Source organism: Paenibacillus sp. plas6 (assembly GCF_057221655.1).
Window position 1 is genome coordinate 1557697 of the sequence record NZ_CM170151.1, and the last position, 19257, is coordinate 1576953.

The following is a 19257-nucleotide window of genomic DNA, read 5'->3' on the forward strand; positions in this document are numbered from 1 at the left end:
ACTTTCTGTCATAACTAATTTATGATACAACTTGATCGAGAATTAAACTTCCCTATAAACTCCAGTTCAATACTAAAAAATGGAGTCTGCAAACAACTCTTTGTACTATGCTTGATTAACGAATACGGTCGTCTGCATGATCGGAATTTCCAGAAAACAGGCCTCTCATTAAAAATTGTGAAGCTTCTTGTCTAGGCATTGGCTTACTGTAATAATAGCCCTGTGCTTCCTGACAGTTGTGCTGCTTAAGAAATTCAACCTGCTCCAGCGTTTCTACTCCCTCTGCAATTACCGTAATGCTCATATGATTAGCGATATCAATAATTGAACGAATAATTGCTTGATTATTCGCATTTAAGTTGCGTACAAAGCTTTGATCGATTTTCAGCGCATCAATCGGGAATTTGCTTAGCGAACTAAGCGAACTATACCCAGTGCCAAAATCATCAATGCTTATACGCACTCCTAACTCTTTAATTTTCTTTAACACATCAATCGCATGTCGTACATTTTGCGCTATGCTCTCGGTAATTTCGAGTTCCAAATATTGCGGAGGTAATTCCGTCTCCTGCAGTATACGATACACTAAATCAGGAAACTCTTGATCAGCGAATTGCTGGAATGAGATATTCACTGCTACAGATATATTATTTCTGCCTAAATCTAACCATTCCTTCATTTGGCGACATGACTCACGCAACACCCATTCACCAATTGGAGTAATCAAATTACTTTCCTCGGCGATATGAATAAACATGCCTGGTGTAATTAAACCAAGGGTAGGATGATTCCAGCGCAGCAATGCTTCAAAACCAATTAAGTGACCAGCTCTAATATGCACTTTAGGCTGATACCATAGCTCAAACTCACCGGAGCCTACTGCTTTACGCAAGTCTCGTTCCAGCTCAAGACGTCTTGATATTTTATGGTGCAGCTCTTCGTTATAAAAGCAATAATGATTCTTTTGCTCTTCCTTAGCATGGTACATCGCTGCATCGGCACATTTTAATAAATGTTCAATATCTAACGCATTATCTGGAAACATACTAATACCAATGCTCGGTAATATATAGACCTCTACTTCACCAAGAATAAATGGTTTCGACAATTGCTTAACAATGGTGGACGCCAATGCCGCAGCTTGCTTGCGATCGGCATTTTCTAATAATAATAAAAACTCATCTCCGCCTTGTCTGGCGGCAAAGCTCGTATAAGAGAGACAATTTTTTATACGCTGGGCAACTTGAATAAGCAATTCATCGCCTTGGGCATGTCCCATCGTATCATTCACAGTTTTAAATCGATCAAGATCTAAAAATAATAGTGCTATTTTTGATTGTTCCTTCGTTCCCTGCTCAATTGCTTCTTTTAGCTTAATATCGAACGACATACGATTAGGTAACGTTGTTAAGGAATCGTAATGCGCCATATAGCGAATAAGCTCTTCTGCTTTTTTCCGCTTTGTAATCTCAATGAGCGAAGCAACGACCTCCTTTACTTCCTCCCCTTCAATTACAGGAGATAAGGAAATTAAAAAGTATCGCTCAGTAAATTGGGTTTCAACTTGACCGCCAATTCCTTGAAAAGCTTCCTCAAAATAAGGCTCCAGCTCAGCATAGCGTTCACCCACTAACTCACGCAGCGTTTTTCCTTCAACGTGCTCTGTTGTCATACCTAACTGCTCAGCTAACTTTCCTTCACTAAGGATAAAAACAATTTCTCCCTGCTCATTGCGTCGTACTTTAAAAATACAATTGTGCAGGCTTTTAATTGTACGACGAAAATCATTGCTCATTGCTTCTGCAAGCTCAGATTCAGCAATTATCCGATCTGTAATATCTGAATGAATAAAGACATATTGATATGGCTCATTTTCCTCATTTAAAAACGGAACTATCGTTGTTTTCAGCCAATAAAGGCTTCCGTCCTTCGCTCGATTTTCTAATTCGCCCTGCCATACATTTCCTTGCTTAATCGTATTCCATAATTGCTCATAAACTTGCGGAGATAGATCCCCAGAATGAAATATGCTATATGGATGTCCCAATAGATCAGAACGCTCATATTTTGATACTTTACATAATTTATTATTAACATAGGTAATCATGCCGTCTGCATCAGTAATGGCGATTATACTGGCTACATCAACAGCGTCACGCATTGAGGTTAGCTCGCGCAATTTGTCAATTTCATTGGTAAATTCTTTCGCCTGCTCCGAGCGATCCTGTGCAATAAAATAATATCCCTCAGTAGGTTTACTCTTTATTGTGGCAAACAATGTAATATGTTTATTTGCTTCAGTAATATAATGCATAAAGCCTTTCCATTCACCGTTTTGCTTTATCGTTTCCTTTACAATACTCCAGCTCATTAATCGTTTTTCTTTTAAAGAAAACGGATGGATAAATAGCTCTAACGGCATCCCTATGAGCCGTTCGGCTTCTACACCATTACTTAATAAGCTTTTTAACAATGCATTCATTGTGAGCAGCTGATATTGTTCATCAAGCTCTGCAAGCATGAAAATTTCATTCCATACTTTATCTTCAATAAGTACTGTCGAACCAGACAACTCCACTTGTAAACAACCCCTATCCATGCAGACGACGAATTAAAAATATTTATTTATGAGCATTATACATCAATTGCAGCATTGATAACTCAACTTATATAACGTGTACAAAAAAATAACAATAATCTGCTCGAAAAAACACAAAAGCAGCTTTCAGAAGCCAATTTTCTTCTGTAAAGCTGCTTTTTTAGTTTAACCGAATGAAATTACTCTGTAGCCAAATAGTATGATAAACGCTAACAATACGATGATGATTAGTAAAAACGGCAAAGCATTTGCGCCTTTTTTACGACGTCCAAGCGCCATTTCCATCATACCAATCATAATAATCGCAATTAACGCTTTTAAATGGTATGAGGAAGGATAGCCTCCTTCGCCGAAAAGCATCATTCCCCCAGTAATAATCATTACTAAGTAAAACAAGCGCAAAATCATTGGCAATATTTTATTTTTCGGCAAGAAATAGCAAACTACAAACAAAATCACTAGAATAAACCATGAAGATGCGTGTGTATGATAAAGCCCTGTATACATTACTAACCTCCTCTAATGTAATCAATATGTATAGATTTTTGCTACATTAATTAAAATTATATCAGTTAAATGTAAATAAGCAAACCATCCTCCATTCTATTACATTTTTTGTTTGAGCAAGCGCTAAACTGTTATCATTAGACCTATATTTCCGATAAATGGTATACTAACTTATATCATTACAAAAATTCACATTACAATGAGTGACATTAAGGAGATCTTCAGCCTATGCTCATTAAACTGCTGCTGATTGAACACAATTTGCGCACTGCTCAGCAAGCTGTCTCTTTTTTAGAACGCCTTGACCATATTAATCTCTGTGGCGTAGCAACTAGCTATGAAGATAGTGTTGAGTTAATTAAAGAGAATCAGCCTGACGTTATTTTACTTGAACTGAGCACTGTTATTGAGCAAAGCTTTGCCATTTCCTCAAACATAAAAAGCTTGTTTCCCGATGTTCATATTGTCATATATACATGCTACGATTATTTGCCTTACTTTAACCAATTAATCGCCCATGGTGTTAGCGGAATGCTCTACAAAGATGCCTCTCCTGCAGAGCTAAAACAAATGCTGTACAGCGTACTAGAAGGAAAAACCATTATTCCTCTATCGTTGTTTGCACATATTAAATTACACCGTCCTGAGCAGCAAAAATCTTATTGGGAAATTGAAATGACGCCAATCGAGCAAAGTCTGCTTGAAATGATAGACAATCGTTATACAAATGCGCTTATCGCAAAAAAATTTCATACTAGTGTAAGCTCAGTTGAAAAGTATTTACGCAAGCTGTACGATAAATTAGGAGTACGTAATAAACATCAAGCCATTGAACGGATGCACCGTGATCGATGTTTGCGTCCTATCGTCATAAGTGAAATGTCGCCAGCCCATTTATCAAAGGTGAATAAGGAGGTCGTGGATTATGAGCATTTATAATTTTGAAGTGAAAGATAGCAAAGGTGAACTGCATTCTCTAAAAAAATATGAAGGAAAAGTGTTATTGATCGTCAACACAGCAAGTAAATGCGGCTTTACACCACAATTCAAAGGATTGCAGGAGCTTTATGACAAATATGCTGAGCAAGGCTTTGTCATTCTTGGCTTCCCTTGCAGCCAATTCAATAATCAAGAATTTGATAATATTGATGAAACAACACAATTTTGTCAGCTTAATTACGGGGTAACCTTTCCGATCTTTGCAAAAGTTGATGTAAATGGGGAGCATGCCGATCCATTGTTCACCTATCTTAAAGAACAAAAACGCGGCCTAATTTCTCGTAAAATTGAATGGAACTTTACGAAATTTTTAATTGACCGACAAGGAAACGTTGTTAAACGATTTGCCCCGACAACGAGCCCTGAAAAAATAGAGCAAGATATTGTGAAGCTGCTTTAATGGTTTCATTATCAATAGTACAGCTTTTGTAATCGATTTAAGCATATTAAAAGAAAGGCTATGATCCTCCCTTTAAACTTACTTAGTTGTAAGTTATTAGAAGTGCGATCATAGCCTTTTTTGTCATCCTACTTTTGCCCACTTCAAATCGTTACATATAACTATTTTGCAAGCCAAACTGAGCTTCATACAACTTTGCATAAGCACCGCCGGCTTGTAACAACTTTTCATGGCTGCCCTGCTCAGCGATTCCATCCTCAGTTACAACGAAAATGACGTCTGCATTTTTAATCGTTGCCAAACGATGTGCGATGACAAGTGTCGTTCTGCCTTGAGACAATTCCGTTAATGATTGCTGAATTGCCACCTCAGTTTCGGTATCTAGTGCAGAAGTCGCTTCATCTAAAATAAGAATTGGCGGATTTTTCAAAAACATGCGAGCGATGGCAATGCGCTGCTTTTGCCCTCCTGAAAGCTTAACTCCGCGTTCACCAATCACCGTATCTAATCCGTCTGGCTGCTCTAAAATAAATGATTCTAACCGAGCGCGACGTGCTGCCTCCCAAATTTCATCCTCACTCGCATCAAGCTTACCATATTGAATATTCTCTCTAATTGTTCCTGCAAATAAAAATACATCTTGCTGTACAATACCGATATGCTGACGTAACGAATGCTGCGTAAATTTTCGAATATCAACACCATCTATTTCAATTGAACCGGAGCTTACCTCATAGAAACGCGGCAACAGGCTGCAAATCGTTGTTTTACCTGCACCAGATGGTCCAACAAAAGCAACGGTCTGTCCTTGCTTAATCGTTAATGTAATATTGTGTAATACATCCTTATACTCCTCATAGCCAAAGCTAACCTTATTAAAGGTAATCTTATCACGAAACTCCTTTAATTCAATTGCATCAGGAGCATCCTCAATATCAGGTGCAGTTTCCATAAGCTCAATATAACGTTTAAACCCAGCAAACCCTTGCGGATAGCTTTCTACTACTGCGTTAATTTTTTCAATCGGACGAAAAAATACATTGGTTAACAAAATAAAGGCAACAAATTGACCAGCTGTAAGCTCATCAATAATAACAAACCAAGTACCGCACACCATTACAAACAACGTAACAAAGCGCATCATCATATAAGTAATTGAGCTGTTTTTTGCAATTAACTTATATGAGTGCAGCTTAGTGCGCTTAAATTGCAAATTATTTTTTTCAAACTGTTGTTCTTCATGACGCTCATTCGTAAATGCTTTTACAACGCGAATACCGCCAACGTTATCCTCAATTGTTGCGTTAAACTCACCAATATCTTTATATAATTGATGAATTGCAGCTGTCATTTTTTTATTAAAGTAAATAACAACCCAAATAATAACTGGAACAACAACAAAGGTGAGTATAGCCAGTTTCCAATTTACAGCAAGCATAAGGATAAATGATCCGAGTAATGTCATTACTGCGATAAATAAATCTTCAGGTCCATGATGTGCCATTTCGCCTATCATGTTCAAATCATTTGTCAATCTACCAATTAAATGCCCTGTTTTTGACTGATCAAAGAAGCGGAATGATAACTTTTGGATATGCGCAAATAAATTACGACGCATATCAGTCTCAATACTAATTCCAAGAGCATGACCCCAATAAGTTACAATATACATTAGAAACATATTGACAATGTATAGCAACAGCAGACCGAGTGAAGCAGCGATAATTGTGCTCATGTTCCCAGTAGGCAACAGCTCATCAATAAAGAAATTAACTGCAATTGGAAAAGCCAGCTCTAAGAGACCTGCAATAATTGCACATGTAAAGTCGATGATAAACAAGCCTTTGTAAGGTTTATAAAAACTAAAAAACTTTGCAATCATCCGTTGCATCCCCTTTGCTACATTTATTAGAGCATATCGTGATAATAAATGTGCCGTACATAGCTGTATATTCAATGTATTATAGTATTTATTGCTACAGAATAAAAGGGGCTAATGCTTCAACGCTCCGGAATAAAGCATCTTCCATCCGCGGTTTAAAGCATGCTGCTTTTATTTCCTTTACGTCGTCGCAGCATGCTTTAAAAGCGGAGCACTTCCGTTTTTCAGACGCTTTATTCCTCCGCTGGTAACCGTTCGACAGCTTTGCTTGGCTGCTTGCTGTTGTTTCTTAAGAAGTATGTGTGGACTATTCAATGCAGCTTTTTTTTAAGCAAATTTTAGATAGTTCATCTTGTCAACGCTCCGGAATAAAGCATCTTCCACCCGCGGTTTAAAGCATGCTGCTTTTATTTCCTTTACGTCGTCGCAGCATGCTTTAAAAGCGGAGCACTTCCGTTTGCTCTCGTTTATTCCTTCTTCCAGTTATGACGCTTTTCCCATTGCTTTTGATTGCGTATTTTTTCGTCTCGTTTCATTGCTTCTTCTACATAATCCCGATCAGGAATATTCATTCTTATATCTAACAGCTGCAGAATAATTATAATATTTAGTGCAATAATAATGTATGACATCCAATCACACCCTCTATATATTATTTAAGGCAGAGGGATCTTTTTTCGATCCGTTCTGCCTCTACTTTTTAATCCCCCTATTTATAGCAGTGATAATTTAGTCGTACTCTAAGTCGCAGCATTAAAACCTTATTGAAGCTAGCTCTAATGAGCAAATTGGTAAGTATGAATACACATCATAAACTGTAATTGATTGCCAAACGGGTCATAGCAATAAAAGCTCTCGTAATCGCCTAATCGTTCGCATCGTTTTAGCTTAATGTTATAAGCCTGTAAGCGAATCATTAGCTCCTCTATATTCGCTATCTCGAAAGTAAAATATCCTTTGCTAGCTAGCTGTTGATTCCCCTCTTCTACGCAAATTAAATAGTCACCCACTTTTAAGCAAAACCCTTCTCCCTCATTAAAGCTAGTTGGCCTGCTCACTTCCTCTAATCCCAATACATCACAGTAAAACCCCCTTGCTTCCTTCACCGTTCCTATCGGAATTATAATTTTCGTATTCAGCAAGCCTGTAATCATATTCATTACTCTTCCACCTCATTTAATATATTCGATGCAGTATTACTACCATATTGTGGAAGGTTTAAAAATATGCACAATATATAATAATTGGGGCTTCAATGAACTTAAATTTTGAAAGGAAACTGTGTGCTTTTATAGAACTCTATACAAAGTGCTAAAAATGGGGTATAACATAAAAATAAAATTAGAAAGCTTCAGCCTTTTTAAGTGAAGTACTTAATATTTATAGGCTAATAGAGGAAGCTAGAGGATAGGAGCGTTTACTATGCAAGCAACCGATAAGAAGCTCTCTCCGCTTGTTGAGCAGCTTGGATTACAGCCACATGTCGAGGGAGGCTGGTACAAAGAGCTTTGGAAAGCCAATTTCGTAATTCCGCAAGAAGTGTTAGGAGAGCCATACTCAGGTTCAAGAGCTGCAGCAAGCTCAATCTACTTTTTATTGCATAGCGATGAATTTTCGGACTGGCATAAAGTATATTCTGATGAGCTATGGATGTGGCATTCAGGAAGTCCGCTATTACTTGTCCTTGGCGGTACAGAAAGTGAGCCTAATGCCCGCAAAGAAATAATAGTCGGTCCTGATATTGCAGCAGGACAAGTTCCTCAAGCTTTAGTGCCTGCCAATGAATGGCAAATGGCAAAACCATTAGGAGATGAACCTGTACTTGTATCCTGTGTTGTTGCACCAGCTTTTCATTATGATGACTTCATACTTATTGATCGAAAAAAATAATTGATTACAGATAATTTAGATACACATCCTTACACAAACAGCGCAGCTTTAGCTGACCTAAAGGGATCAACTATAGCTGCGCTGCTATTTTAAAGCCATTATAACATATACACCTTAATGACAATCCAGTAGGCTGCAAGGCTTATACATATTGTAACACATAAAATTTTAACATAGCTAAGTTCATTGTTATTGTTCGTCACAAGCAAGTTTTTCTTATCTAATGTGGCGATAATCACTGCAAGCAGCGTTGCTATTGCAGAAAAGCGTAGCAATTTTAGTATGTATTGCATCGTATTGTCATATACAACGCTGACAAAGCCAGATCCTTCAGAATACGTATGACCTTCTTTAAATAACAATAGGCCTAGTAGCAATGACAAAATAAAGCTATAGATTCCTGTTTTTACGATTTTTTTCTCCATAATCTCTCCTTCTCCAACTTACAATGTTTATCTATTGTTGAATGATACCTTCTTCAATTAATCGCTGTTTATCGTCAACTGCAAATCTCCCAGGCGACCAATTTTCTAAGCCGCCGACTGCACCAAGCAACTCATCATTGCAATAGTATAAACTTAGCGAAGTAGATCCGCCATCTGCCTGCTTTTCTTCTAGTGCAAAAGTTCTCGTGATTAGTTGACCGTCTGTACAAGTTCTTAAATCTACACCAGCATAACGTATAGCGTCAATATATTCCGGATTAAGATGCTCTAAAGTTGTGCTTGATTCTCCTAGCCCATCGCTAATATGCCAACCATATTGTAACACATAGCTTATTTCTTCCTCTGTTGGCGCGATTCTATTTTCATTTTTTTCACTTTGGCAAGCAGTCAAAAGTAATAAAAGAATCCAGAAAACCCATCGTACCATAATTAGTAAACACCTGCTATAAATAATTTGAGGTAAACCTATAGATGCCAGTATTATTAAATGAATAAATTTCAACAACTATATAAATAATTAAACAAAAAGGAAGGAAACCCTTCCTTAGAAGTTATTTCCTTCCTTTTTAATCATGTTTTGTTAAGTAAAGCAAAGCGATTGAATTCCGAATCTTTTTTCGAGCCTACATCGTTTGAAATTTATTGCCGTTTCTTCGTTTTCTTATTATTAAGCTTTTCAACCTCTGTTAAAGGTTCGTTGGCAAATTCGTGATCAAACTCTTTAGATAAATTTTTTCTTACTGCCTGTTCATTACTTGGTTGATCACTTAAATTCGTCTTCTGTCTAATACTCATTATTTCCACCTCCATATCGTTTAGTTTGCCAAGTGGCAGCGATAGTATGTATTAAACCGCAACGATTTAGTGCATGCAAATTGCAAGGTGTAAGAAGCGTTATAAAATGCATATACCACTAAAACTTACTCCTTTAGTTTTTTTGTCTCTTTAGATATGCATATTAACCGCTTTGCGAGATGCCAAACACCTTGCACAATTAGCTTATTGTAAATTCATCGACCAATTTCTTATTTATCGGAATAACCAGTGTTTTTTCAATGTCCATTCTAAGAGGTGCACTTCTGGTCAAAATTCCTACTCATGGTACTTAGTTAAATCCAAATGAAAAGCACAGGTACTTAGGGTACCTGTGCTTTTCATGATCAACTACGTTTGTGCGGACTCTTGCTGTCTTTGATAGGACGTATCAACACTGCTGATACAAATACTTCGCGGGAGATAGAAGAAGTATTGGATACATACAGGATGATCGTGATAGTAACCTATCAATCTTGTAGCAATATAATAGGTCGAGAATCTCATCCTTATAGGGCAATTTTACCATATAAAAATGCAGATGAAATAAAAACATAATCGAATGCACAATTTTTGTCATAACTTGACTACTACTAGAATATCACATTCGTGATCCGTTCATAATTTTACTTATTCCTTGCTCATTATCCAAACAAGATGTCGAGAAATGTACTCGACTTGCCACGTAATTTTCCTTCTATAATGTTAGGATTATAAATTGTGACATTGCCGCATTTGCAGCAAGAGACAAACAAATAATGATGATATTGAATATCTAACGTTTGATAACGTTTTCAAATAGACAACTCCTTAAACATTTTACGGTTATGTAATCTTCACAAAAGACCACAGAAGTCACATATCAATATTGTCTATTCGAAAGGTCCTTATCTGCAAACCATACTTGAATCACTTCTATATTATTTTCCCCATGCAAACCGATCATAAATTCACCTTGCTCAAAAATATTATCGGAGAACTCACTTTGCTCAAAGCCATGAGATAATAGCTGCTGTAGAGCTTGCTCTCTCTCTATCCCAACTTCAATATTATAAACAGAATATTGAGACGATGTAAGTTCTAAACCTCCAACTCTTCCATATAGATCATTATCACTGTCGCCTGGGAAGTTAAGCTGAACGCCATATTCATTATATTGTCTGCTATAGCCACCATTACCGTGAATGTATTCGCCGGTTCCCCACAATTCTATCACTTCTTCCTCTAGCATACCAATCTTAATCTTTCCAACATTAATGTTCTGATTAAGCGAATCTAAACTTAAATGATGTTTATTAGGCAATAGAAATAAAGTAGTTACCGCAATAATAAACACTAGTAATAGAGAACTTGCTATTATGATTTGTTTTTTTTGTATCATCCGATTACTTCCTTTTTCTGCTTTCACCGCTATAAATTGATTTCCCACCTGTCAATCGCTTATCCTTTTACAGATAGGAAACTAAGTGATAACATGGGAAATTCGTATGTCTATCTATTATATTAGCAAAAGTAAAATAGGAAAGGGTATGAAAAAAATTATAGTTTTTCTTAAATCCTACCTTTTACCTACTAAATCGACCTAAAGCGACTTTTCACGTAATTAGTTAATATGTGCAGTATCATTAAACCGTTCAAGCACATGCTGACCAAATTGATTCTCACTTAACACTGTTATACTTGCAGGTCGAGCAGTAAAATAAGCTTTTGCAATCATTTGCTCACTGAACGTTAACCACCAAGCTACAATATAAGCCAACGTTCCGCCATGTGTAACAATAATCCAGTTATTTTGCGTTGCTTCCTTCATTAGCTCATCCATGCAATTGCGTACTCTGGCATAAAACTGTCGCCCTGTCTCTCCTTTATCAAACTCCAAGTAGTCTAAATCAAACTCGCTTGATTGTCTTGGATTGCGATGAGCATTGGCCCATTCCTTAGTCTGGCCTATAGCAATACCAGTATTAATTTCCCGCAATGCTGGATTTAACTCGAGAGGAAGTTGCAACCTTTGAGCAATTATTTCAGCAGTTTGTGCCGTACGCAGTAAATCTGAGCTTACTAGCTTATAGCTGGAGGCATCTTCTAATTCCTTCTCTAGTCGTAATGCGATACGTTCTGCTTGCTGCCTTCCAAGTAATGTAAGTGGCGTATCTGTCCAACCTCCAATCAATCCATTCACATGATGTTCTGACTGACAATGTTGAATAACAATGATCCTTTTCATCCAGTTACTCCTCCTTAAATTTGATAAAAAAACAATTCAACTGCTTGTCACTCCAGTCATACCTCTCTAACAAAACTTCGTGGAGATAATACCATTGGTTATGATCCCAACCCTACTATTTAATAAGCAAGTGTATATATCATTCATGAGATATATTAAATGCTAGTTCCTTATCTACTAAATAACATAGTATATAGTATAATAGAGTATCTTATTTAATAAATAAATCAAACGGAGTGATAGAATTGAGTTGGCATTCATCATGGAAAAATGCACTTAAACTTACAATTGCACTCACAGTTACATCATGTTTACTTATTACTAGCAGTTCTTTTGTTTCAGCAAAAACATATAATGTGCAGGAAAGCACTAGTACGCGAACAAAACAAGAGATTTTTATGAAATATGATCAATATAAACCACAAAGCTTTACTCCTGAGCATTTTTTTAAGGTTGAGCCTAACTATTCAGCTCCGCATCGTGCCGGTCAGTTGAATGACAATATACTGCAGGATGCCCTCAATGCAGTTAACTTTGCGCGTTACTTGGCAGGCCTCCCAGATGATATTACCCTTGACTACTCACTTGCTGAACAGCAACAGGCAGGGGCGGTACTGATGGCTGAACTTGAAACAATAACTCATTATCCGTCTAAACCAACAGGCATGGCAGAAGACTTCTTTCAGCTTGGAGCAAATGCAGCAAAAACCAGCAATCTATCAGCAGGTCGTGATTCGTTATATAAAACAGTTTTCTATGGTTATATGGCTGACAATTCCGCTTCCAATCTTGATACAGTAGGACATAGACGCTGGATTATTAATCCGCAAATGAAAAAAACAATGTTTGGTTTAGCGTACAATCCAGAAAGTTATTATAGTTATTACTCTACCATGTACGCCTTTAATCGTGATCGAAGCAGTGACGAGGTAAGTTATCAATACATTGCCTGGCCATCAGCCGGCTTTTTTCCAACTGAAATATTGACTACATATGATCCTTGGTCAATTACACTTAATCCTGAACATTATAATCTTAATTCACTTCATGAAGCCTATGTAACAATCGAGCGCGAGCGTGATAATAAGCAATGGACATTAGATAAGACAAACAAAGATAAAGATGGTGATTTTTTCACTGTAGAATTAAGCGGATATGGAGTTGCTAATGCTATCATTTTCCGTCCTAGCAACATCGGAGCTTATCTTGCTGACGATGTATATCATGTTACGCTTCATAATATTTATACTGTTGACGGACAGAAAACTTCTATCTCCTATTCTACACAGTTTTTTAACTTGCAGGCAACTTTTCAAAATAACGCAATTCGTTATGCGCTAGTTGGACAACAATTAACGTTTCCAACTGTTACAACGGAAAGCAAGATGATGAACTTTAGTTCGAGTGATCCAAGCATTGCTTCTGTCGATCAAAATGGCGTAGTTACTGCACATAAAGAAGGTAGAGTAACCATTTATGTAGATAACTATTTGCAAAAAAATAATTCATTTATTAGGTTAAAAGTTACAAAGCAGCCGTATGGTCCAATTCAAGAGTGGGCAAAATCAAGTATTTTGAAGGCAAATGAAATTGGACTATTAAGCTTTGATCCTTATTCCATTGATTTATCCTCTTCCGTAACAAGAGAAGAATTTGTATACTATGTAACCTCCTTACTGCGTGCATTACAGATTAATATTGAAGAAAGTCGTTATTATGGTCAAACTTCTCCTTTTACTGACGTAGATCATTACAATAACGATATATTATGGGCATATGAGCATGGCATTATTAGCGGAACAGGAAAAGAGAAATTTTCACCGTATAATACAATTACGAGAGAGCAAGCCGCTGCACTGCTACTTAATGTATATAACTACTTAAATGGTAATGAAAAGCCAGCTTCTGTTAAGCCATTTACTGATGAGGATAAAATTTCAGGATGGGCAAAAACTTCAGTAAAACGTGCTGCGGAGTTGTCGATTATGGGTGCAACTAGCGGGAATCGATTTGATCCTAAAGGCAAATATTCTCACGAGCAAACGATTGTAACGATGCTGCGTTTATATCAGAAGTTTGCAAATGCTTCGCTATAATGATATTAAATAAGAAGACTAACTGAAGATGATAACTTAAATCAATCTATAAAAAAATGGAAAGCTGGTGCTAACCTATTAAAGCACCAGCTTTACTGTTTACTGCCTAATCTATCAGTTAACTACATAACTAGCTTCATAATCCTTACGTTACCTATCCTTCTTGCACAGGTGAATGAAGACGCCAGCCGTCAATTTGAAATCCGCCTGCTTGCTTAAATACATGGTCAAGCAGTTGACTGTAAAGCGATAAACGAAGTTCTAGCGACTTTTCTGTCATTGCTTTAATAAACAGCTCTGCAAATTGTTTATCAGGAAACGGTTGCTTTAAATACTTTGTTAAATAGTTCTCATCCGTTAAATAGCGATAAATATGATCAAAAGGAATCAACTCGCTATTTAGAATTAAACAGTATTCAGCAAATAGTTGCTGCAGCGCTCCATAATAAATAAAATCAGCGTCTTCTCTTTCCTGCTCAAAGCAATCCTGTAAATTATCAAATGTGTCCCATAGGGTATATTTCTTCAGCTCAATAAAAACAGGTTCCAGCGCTGTATAAGGCTTTTCCTTCCATACTTGCGCTTCTTTCTTTAGCTGTTCAATTACCCCAAGCGGATCATAAAGCGTCTTTCCTGTAATAAACTGCACCATCGACATCGGTCTGCGATCATAATAATCTTCCTCAAAGTACTGCCTAATCTGACGAGGCGGATTAGCAAAATATTCGATTAGATAGGAGTTGACATACTGATTTCCCCGTTCGCGCCAGTTCGCTTCTTCTTGCAACACAATGTGCACATCCAAATCAGAACGCGGGCTAGCATTTCCGGTTACATAGCTGCCACATAGCAGTATGCCGATTACCTCCTTACGTTCACGCCAATTTTGTACAAACTTATCTAATGCTACTTCCCATGCTAACATGCTATCTACCTCCGACTAGACAATATATTTAAGGATTAACCTACATTTATGCTAAAGGTTATAAGCGTTTCACTATTGGAATATAAAGATCTACCTTTGCTTTGCCTTCAGGATCTTGTGCTGGGTCATTTAAGCAAAACTCTAGGCAATCACGATCATCAGGCTCATAATCACTATTAGGCAGCCATTGACCAAATAAGCTGGAGTAAGCAATGGTTAGTTTATCGACAGTATCATAAAAGGAATATTGGCCATAAAGCCCACCAGGCAACTGTCTAAATTGAATTTCTCCTTCAGCTTTCTTCTCAAAATCTTGTGGCAATACGACACAAGCATCATAACGACAGTTCTCTTCTGCTACAACACTAGGATCATCATAAGAAATTCCGATAAACGTATGTTGCGGCGGCAACAGCCCTTTTGAATACGCCCACTCCCCAAGTTTTTGCCACGCTTGATAGGTTTCCAAATAGCTGCCTACATGTCTCACATAAGCAACCTCAAATGGCGATAACTCTGTAATCGTAATATTCATATTCCAAATCCTCCTCAAGAAATGATTATTTACACTATGATCATATCTTGACGGATTCTCAAATTCTTTCAGAATGTTGCGTATATGTTGCGGTATCTTGCTATGTTTATTAACGCTGGCTTCCTTTCTTGCTTCACTGGGAGTCATCTGAAATTGCTTTTTAAAGCTCGCATTGAAATGTGAAACATTATCAAACCCGCATAATAGAGCAATTTCCACAATCGGTTTGTCTGTTTCACATAAATAGACCATTGCCTGCTGCAAACGTTGCTTGACGATATACGCTATTGGGGAAACCCCGACAATTGATGAAAAAATTCGAGAAAAATGGTATTTTGAGAAATGAGATATTTCAGCAAGTTGATCCAACGTTAGTTTATCGGCTAAGTGCTCATCAATATACTGCCGAACATTGTCTATTCGCTTAATGTAATCATTCATACTTTGTCATATCCTTTCGATTGACACTGCTTCAATAACAATACCTAAAACAAAAGCTCTCCATCCAAAGCATTACCTGTTGAATGAAGAGCTTAGCTGTTTATATATTCTATTAGAAAAATAATAACTATTTAAATAGTATATCATGCTGCAATTATACTCTCTACCTTTATTTACTTGGTAGCTTAAAGCGGAAAATGACAGCAGGCGGTAATTCATTCCACTGAAATTGCTTGTCTGAATCCACAGCAAAGCTCGGCTCGACAAAGCCGTCAAGCACAAAGCCTTTACTGAAAAAAGCATTAAAATAATATTGTGTCATAGGTAACTTTCCCCATTAAAATTAATTAATAGTCAGTGCCACTCATTTCTAAAGGCAATGCCGTTGGCTTGACAAAAAGCACATAAATCTTGGATGAACGGTACTCTGTCCTCCTTGCGTTTTAATGCAAGTTTAATTGCTTTTTCGAAAAATCTGGTTTGCTTATGTATAATATAAATACTTCGATTAGCGTATATATGTATCGCTTCCAGCTCATCCGCCATAAAGCTAAAGTTATCGACTGTAATCGTTGCGGAGGATACATTTAATCGTATATCTCGTTTAGCTTCTTTTACGACATCCGCAATAATCATAATTCCGATGGTAATCATACACCCAAGCAAAATATATTTGATAAATATGTTTGGAAAGAATGATGTCCCTATATTTAAGAGAATAGTTAATGACAGCAAGCATAACTTCTTCGAAAATAAATAGCGAATTGCATATCCAGTCCCTTCTTCCTTTATATAATTGCTTGCTGCTAACTCATCAGTCATTTATGCCAACACTCCTTCTTTAAGATGATTTTTCGATAACTTACTCTAATTTATTTTTTAAATCTGCAATAAATATCTTTAGCTGCTTAGGATTAGTAAAAATAAGTACCTTCTTTGAACCCTGATAACCTTCAAGCTTTTTCAAAATGTGTGGGCGTTTATCGCGACGATATCGAATTACTAATTGAAGAAACTGCATATCCAGCTTTTCTTTGCAGCCTTCATTCATATCCGGTCTTGTTTTGCCATGATATTGCAGCCTTCTTTTTAATACTCTAAACAATGTTATTCTAGTCGGATAATCAAGATAAATAATCGTATCTGCTGCTGCCAAGCGAATATCCATAGTCCTTCCGTAATTTCCGTCGATAATCCATTGTTCTTGAGCTACAAGCTCTGTCATCCTCTGATCCCATTCTGGTTCAGCAGTAGGTATCCAACCGGGTTGCCAAAACAATTTATCTAAATGGATAACAGGTAACTGCAAAATGTTACCTAGAACTTGGGATAATGTTGATTTTCCCGCTCCACCTGAGCCAATAATCGCAATTTTCTGCATTCCATCACCTCTATTCTAAAAATATTTACTGATTAAACTGTTCATAAGCTATATTTAGAAAAAACAAACAACGCTGCCTGACAGCCAACACACTGTTAGGCAACGGAAGTAAATCAAACAGTATACTTCTTAAAATAAATGTAAATATCGGTCTTATTTATGGACTTGGGCAATGATCCGAGCTATAGAGGAATCTGCTTTAATACGTAATGGTAAAGCAATAATCGTAAAATCTGTTGTTTCTAGTAGCTGTTTTACATTAGCAAGATTTTCTGCAATAAAAATATGATGAGTAAACAGTAATGTGTGGATGTCGTACGGATCATGATCTGGAGATGGCATATCTAAACCGATCATTTTAACTTTTTTGCGGATAAGAAATTGAGCAAAAGCTTGAGTTAATGAAGGATGTTCAGTGTAATATTTATTTTCGCCATAAAACCTTCCAAATCCTGTATATAAAATTAAAATGCTGCCCTCTGGCACAAGCTGCTCATAGCTTTCCTTATAGTCGATACAACCATAATTGGACACATCAAGAACTACTCCGCGACCAATAAAATGCTCAACAGCCAAATCGCTCATATACGATTCTACTTGCAACATGTGCATGGGACCGTCGATATGTGTTCCTGCATGCATATTTATCGAAAGCTGGTGATTACTATAACCATCGCTTGAGACGGAATGAGTTTGCGTAAGTGACACTGCCGAATCACCAGGATATACGGTCATTTGATGCTCAATTGGATAGGTTAAGTCGATAATTTTAATAGTAATCCCTACTTTCCTCACAATATGTAAATAAACAGTTTCAGTATTTTACAATAGGCTTATTAAATTTTCAAGTTAATAGAGACTCGGCAAATTCAACCCGCGCTAGCTGATGCTCATACTCCTCAGCGGTTATGCCATCCTCTACATACCAGCATGCTCCCATTGATGTTTCGATATATAATAACTTGCGAAGTATATGCTGCGGAACAGCAAGCTCTCGTTCAAAATATGCAAAAATATCGCACATTTTTTGTGCTAGTTTTTCCGTCAGTGCATCCTCAAATTCGTTTAATATAAAGCGTGGAATATCAAATACAGCATCGCCAACTACGCCTTTAGGATCAATCACAACATATTGTCCGTCGCTGCCTAGCAAAATATTGTCATGATGCAAATCACCATGCAGCAAGAGGCTTTGCGAATAGATTTTGCTAACTTCTTGACAATAGGTTTGTGCTTGTTTCATATGTTGATAAAGCTTTTCATAATGTTGCTCCCCGCTCATAAAGTCGGTAATCGCATTTACCCAATCTTGATAGGTTGGAAACCTTGCTTCGGCTAACGGAGCGACATGCAGCTTTTTATAAATTGAACAAAAAACAGATAATCTCTGTTCAAGTGAAGCTAGTTCGCGCAAGGTATTGCCTGGTTGTACTTGCTCAAGCAACAGAATGCCATGCTCAGCATCGAACTGTAAAAGTCTGCATACCCCTTTACCGTGGTAATGCTGTAATGCTTGAAGCTCTGTTAAAAACCCATGTCCTGTCGATCTAGCGATTTTTAACACTGCTGGACCATACTGCGCCGACCGACATAAAAATACTAAATTAGCAGAATAGGAGGGAACAAGTTGAAAATTCGTTAATGACCATTGGGCCGAATATTGTGCAATATAGGATAATACCTTATCGTAAAAGGACTGTCCAAAAGCCTTAACGACACTTTCCACCTCTTGTGCAGTAAATGAATAAGTTAGATACGGATTATTCTCGAGAGCAATATGTTCTGCTACTCGTGACTGAAGCAGTTCAATTAACGCTTCATCCATAAATTGATACTCATCTGGAATGTCTAAGGTAATCAACTGTTTACTTCCTAACTCAGCTCTAAATTTCTGCTTTAGAATCGTTTTATGTCTTTTTTCCATAACGAAAATAATATCTGCCCAACCAATATGAGCAGCATTAACTTTTATTCTGGCATTATTTGAGGTTCCTGCAGAACGCACTTCATAACCTTGAAGACGACTAAATATTTTTTCGTCGGTTAAGCTACGCCATTTATTTCGACTACAAACGAACAGTAATTTAACATTACGCATTTTAAAATTTATTCCCTT

The 19257-nt window shown here is 37.1% G+C and carries 22 protein-coding genes; 4 read left to right on the forward strand and 18 right to left on the reverse strand.

Annotated elements, in window-relative coordinates; genetic code table 11:
* Positions 1 to 115: 115 nt before the first annotated feature.
* Positions 116 to 2578, reverse strand: coding sequence for a sensor domain-containing protein (locus tag AC2TDL_RS06850; RefSeq protein WP_484699574.1), 2463 nt, complete (start codon positions 2576 to 2578; stop codon positions 116 to 118).
* Positions 2579 to 2764: 186 nt separating this feature from the next.
* Positions 2765 to 3106 carry a DUF1516 family protein gene (locus AC2TDL_RS06855; RefSeq protein ID WP_484699576.1) on the reverse strand — a complete coding sequence of 114 codons (342 nt, stop codon included), beginning with the start codon at positions 3104 to 3106 and terminating at the stop codon, positions 2765 to 2767.
* A gap of 228 nt (positions 3107 to 3334) precedes the next feature.
* On the opposite strand from AC2TDL_RS06855, the gene AC2TDL_RS06860 reads away from it, so the two are divergent.
* Positions 3335 to 4045, forward strand: coding sequence for a DNA-binding response regulator (locus AC2TDL_RS06860; RefSeq protein ID WP_484699578.1), 711 nt, complete (start codon positions 3335 to 3337; stop codon positions 4043 to 4045).
* The gene (locus tag AC2TDL_RS06865; RefSeq protein ID WP_484699580.1) at positions 4032 to 4505 is read left to right on the forward strand and encodes a glutathione peroxidase; all 474 of its coding nucleotides are present in this window, start codon (positions 4032 to 4034) and stop codon (positions 4503 to 4505) included. Before AC2TDL_RS06860 ends, AC2TDL_RS06865 begins: the two co-directional genes overlap by 14 nt.
* Before the next feature lie 151 nt (positions 4506 to 4656).
* Here the strand turns inward: AC2TDL_RS06865 and AC2TDL_RS06870 are convergent, their stop codons facing one another.
* The 3 genes from AC2TDL_RS06870 to AC2TDL_RS06880 all read right to left on the reverse strand — a co-directional run bounded on the left by AC2TDL_RS06870 (position 4657) and on the right by AC2TDL_RS06880 (position 7547).
* Positions 4657 to 6387, reverse strand: coding sequence for an ABC transporter ATP-binding protein (locus AC2TDL_RS06870; RefSeq protein WP_484699582.1), 1731 nt, complete (start codon positions 6385 to 6387; stop codon positions 4657 to 4659).
* A 467-nt stretch (positions 6388 to 6854) separates the two neighbouring features.
* Positions 6855 to 7019 carry a hypothetical protein gene (locus AC2TDL_RS06875; protein WP_484699584.1) on the reverse strand — a complete coding sequence of 55 codons (165 nt, stop codon included), beginning with the start codon at positions 7017 to 7019 and terminating at the stop codon, positions 6855 to 6857.
* A 144-nt stretch (positions 7020 to 7163) separates the two neighbouring features.
* Positions 7164 to 7547, reverse strand: a complete 384-nt coding sequence (locus AC2TDL_RS06880; protein ID WP_484699586.1) for a VOC family protein — start codon at positions 7545 to 7547, stop codon at positions 7164 to 7166.
* A 262-nt stretch (positions 7548 to 7809) separates the two neighbouring features.
* Between AC2TDL_RS06880 and AC2TDL_RS06885 the strand changes: the two genes are divergently transcribed.
* The gene (locus tag AC2TDL_RS06885) at positions 7810 to 8277 is read left to right on the forward strand and encodes a cupin domain-containing protein (protein WP_484699588.1); all 468 of its coding nucleotides are present in this window, start codon (positions 7810 to 7812) and stop codon (positions 8275 to 8277) included.
* 98 nt (positions 8278 to 8375) lie between these two features.
* Here AC2TDL_RS06885 and AC2TDL_RS06890 read toward each other — a convergent pair whose 3' ends face one another.
* The 6 genes from AC2TDL_RS06890 to AC2TDL_RS06915 form a co-directional block, all read right to left on the reverse strand.
* On the reverse strand, positions 8376 to 8702 hold the full coding sequence (locus AC2TDL_RS06890; RefSeq protein ID WP_484699590.1) for a hypothetical protein: 327 nt from the start codon (positions 8700 to 8702) through the stop codon (positions 8376 to 8378).
* A 31-nt stretch (positions 8703 to 8733) separates the two neighbouring features.
* Entirely contained in the window at positions 8734 to 9150 is a 417-nt protein-coding gene (locus tag AC2TDL_RS06895; RefSeq protein ID WP_484699592.1) for a hypothetical protein, read from the reverse strand.
* 212 nt (positions 9151 to 9362) lie between these two features.
* Entirely contained in the window at positions 9363 to 9518 is a 156-nt protein-coding gene (gene sspO / locus AC2TDL_RS06900) for a small acid-soluble spore protein O (RefSeq protein ID WP_484699594.1), read from the reverse strand.
* Positions 9519 to 10180: 662 nt separating this feature from the next.
* Positions 10181 to 10309, reverse strand: coding sequence for a zinc ribbon domain-containing protein (locus AC2TDL_RS06905; RefSeq protein ID WP_484701086.1), 129 nt, complete (start codon positions 10307 to 10309; stop codon positions 10181 to 10183).
* Between the two features lie 89 nt (positions 10310 to 10398).
* The gene (locus AC2TDL_RS06910; protein WP_484699596.1) at positions 10399 to 10944 is read right to left on the reverse strand and encodes a hypothetical protein; all 546 of its coding nucleotides are present in this window, start codon (positions 10942 to 10944) and stop codon (positions 10399 to 10401) included.
* A gap of 195 nt (positions 10945 to 11139) precedes the next feature.
* Positions 11140 to 11763 (reverse strand): histidine phosphatase family protein, encoded by a 624-nt coding sequence (locus AC2TDL_RS06915; protein WP_484699598.1) that lies wholly within the window; start codon positions 11761 to 11763, stop codon positions 11140 to 11142.
* A 245-nt stretch (positions 11764 to 12008) separates the two neighbouring features.
* Here AC2TDL_RS06915 and AC2TDL_RS06920 point away from each other — a divergent pair, with 245 nt between their 5' ends.
* Positions 12009 to 13859 (forward strand): S-layer homology domain-containing protein, encoded by a 1851-nt coding sequence (locus AC2TDL_RS06920; protein WP_484699600.1) that lies wholly within the window; start codon positions 12009 to 12011, stop codon positions 13857 to 13859.
* A 154-nt stretch (positions 13860 to 14013) separates the two neighbouring features.
* Here the strand turns inward: AC2TDL_RS06920 and AC2TDL_RS06925 are convergent, their stop codons facing one another.
* The 7 genes from AC2TDL_RS06925 to AC2TDL_RS06955 form a co-directional block, all read right to left on the reverse strand.
* The gene (locus AC2TDL_RS06925) at positions 14014 to 14784 is read right to left on the reverse strand and encodes a nucleotidyltransferase domain-containing protein (protein WP_484699603.1); all 771 of its coding nucleotides are present in this window, start codon (positions 14782 to 14784) and stop codon (positions 14014 to 14016) included.
* A gap of 58 nt (positions 14785 to 14842) precedes the next feature.
* The gene (locus AC2TDL_RS06930; RefSeq protein WP_484699606.1) at positions 14843 to 15760 is read right to left on the reverse strand and encodes an AraC family transcriptional regulator; all 918 of its coding nucleotides are present in this window, start codon (positions 15758 to 15760) and stop codon (positions 14843 to 14845) included.
* A 169-nt stretch (positions 15761 to 15929) separates the two neighbouring features.
* Positions 15930 to 16082 carry a hypothetical protein gene (locus AC2TDL_RS06935; protein WP_484699609.1) on the reverse strand — a complete coding sequence of 51 codons (153 nt, stop codon included), beginning with the start codon at positions 16080 to 16082 and terminating at the stop codon, positions 15930 to 15932.
* Positions 16083 to 16114: 32 nt separating this feature from the next.
* The gene (locus AC2TDL_RS06940; RefSeq protein WP_484699613.1) at positions 16115 to 16582 is read right to left on the reverse strand and encodes a hypothetical protein; all 468 of its coding nucleotides are present in this window, start codon (positions 16580 to 16582) and stop codon (positions 16115 to 16117) included.
* 40 nt (positions 16583 to 16622) lie between these two features.
* Positions 16623 to 17141, reverse strand: coding sequence for a DNA topology modulation protein (locus tag AC2TDL_RS06945; RefSeq protein ID WP_484699616.1), 519 nt, complete (start codon positions 17139 to 17141; stop codon positions 16623 to 16625).
* Positions 17142 to 17294: 153 nt separating this feature from the next.
* Complete coding sequence (locus AC2TDL_RS06950) at positions 17295 to 17936, reverse strand: cyclase family protein (RefSeq protein WP_484699619.1); 642 nt, start codon at positions 17934 to 17936, stop codon at positions 17295 to 17297.
* A 49-nt stretch (positions 17937 to 17985) separates the two neighbouring features.
* Positions 17986 to 19239, reverse strand: coding sequence for an aminoglycoside phosphotransferase family protein (locus tag AC2TDL_RS06955; protein ID WP_484699623.1), 1254 nt, complete (start codon positions 19237 to 19239; stop codon positions 17986 to 17988).
* Positions 19240 to 19257: the final 18 nt, after the last annotated feature.

What these genes read in the sequence shown, in the direction of transcription:
- AC2TDL_RS06895 (WP_484699592.1), bottom strand. Translation starts at nt 9,150, where the DNA reads ATGGTACGATGGGTTTTCTGGATTCTTTTATTACTTTTGACTGCTTGC.
- AC2TDL_RS06940 (WP_484699613.1), bottom strand. Translation starts at nt 16,582, where the DNA reads ATGACTGATGAGTTAGCAGCAAGCAATTATATAAAGGAAGAAGGGACT.
- AC2TDL_RS06915 (WP_484699598.1), bottom strand. Translation starts at nt 11,763, where the DNA reads ATGAAAAGGATCATTGTTATTCAACATTGTCAGTCAGAACATCATGTG.
- AC2TDL_RS06945 (WP_484699616.1), bottom strand. Translation starts at nt 17,141, where the DNA reads ATGCAGAAAATTGCGATTATTGGCTCAGGTGGAGCGGGAAAATCAACA.
- AC2TDL_RS06875 (WP_484699584.1), bottom strand. Translation starts at nt 7,019, where the DNA reads ATGTCATACATTATTATTGCACTAAATATTATAATTATTCTGCAGCTG.
- sspO (WP_484699594.1), bottom strand. Translation starts at nt 9,518, where the DNA reads ATGAGTATTAGACAGAAGACGAATTTAAGTGATCAACCAAGTAATGAA.
- AC2TDL_RS06890 (WP_484699590.1), bottom strand. Translation starts at nt 8,702, where the DNA reads ATGGAGAAAAAAATCGTAAAAACAGGAATCTATAGCTTTATTTTGTCA.
- AC2TDL_RS06930 (WP_484699606.1), bottom strand. Translation starts at nt 15,760, where the DNA reads ATGAATGATTACATTAAGCGAATAGACAATGTTCGGCAGTATATTGAT.
- AC2TDL_RS06955 (WP_484699623.1), bottom strand. Translation starts at nt 19,239, where the DNA reads ATGCGTAATGTTAAATTACTGTTCGTTTGTAGTCGAAATAAATGGCGT.
- AC2TDL_RS06935 (WP_484699609.1), bottom strand. Translation starts at nt 16,082, where the DNA reads ATGACACAATATTATTTTAATGCTTTTTTCAGTAAAGGCTTTGTGCTT.
- AC2TDL_RS06870 (WP_484699582.1), bottom strand. Translation starts at nt 6,387, where the DNA reads ATGATTGCAAAGTTTTTTAGTTTTTATAAACCTTACAAAGGCTTGTTT.
- AC2TDL_RS06925 (WP_484699603.1), bottom strand. Translation starts at nt 14,784, where the DNA reads ATGTTAGCATGGGAAGTAGCATTAGATAAGTTTGTACAAAATTGGCGT.
- AC2TDL_RS06855 (WP_484699576.1), bottom strand. Translation starts at nt 3,106, where the DNA reads ATGTATACAGGGCTTTATCATACACACGCATCTTCATGGTTTATTCTA.
- AC2TDL_RS06865 (WP_484699580.1), top strand. Translation starts at nt 4,032, where the DNA reads ATGAGCATTTATAATTTTGAAGTGAAAGATAGCAAAGGTGAACTGCAT.
- AC2TDL_RS06885 (WP_484699588.1), top strand. Translation starts at nt 7,810, where the DNA reads ATGCAAGCAACCGATAAGAAGCTCTCTCCGCTTGTTGAGCAGCTTGGA.
- AC2TDL_RS06880 (WP_484699586.1), bottom strand. Translation starts at nt 7,547, where the DNA reads ATGAATATGATTACAGGCTTGCTGAATACGAAAATTATAATTCCGATA.
- AC2TDL_RS06860 (WP_484699578.1), top strand. Translation starts at nt 3,335, where the DNA reads ATGCTCATTAAACTGCTGCTGATTGAACACAATTTGCGCACTGCTCAG.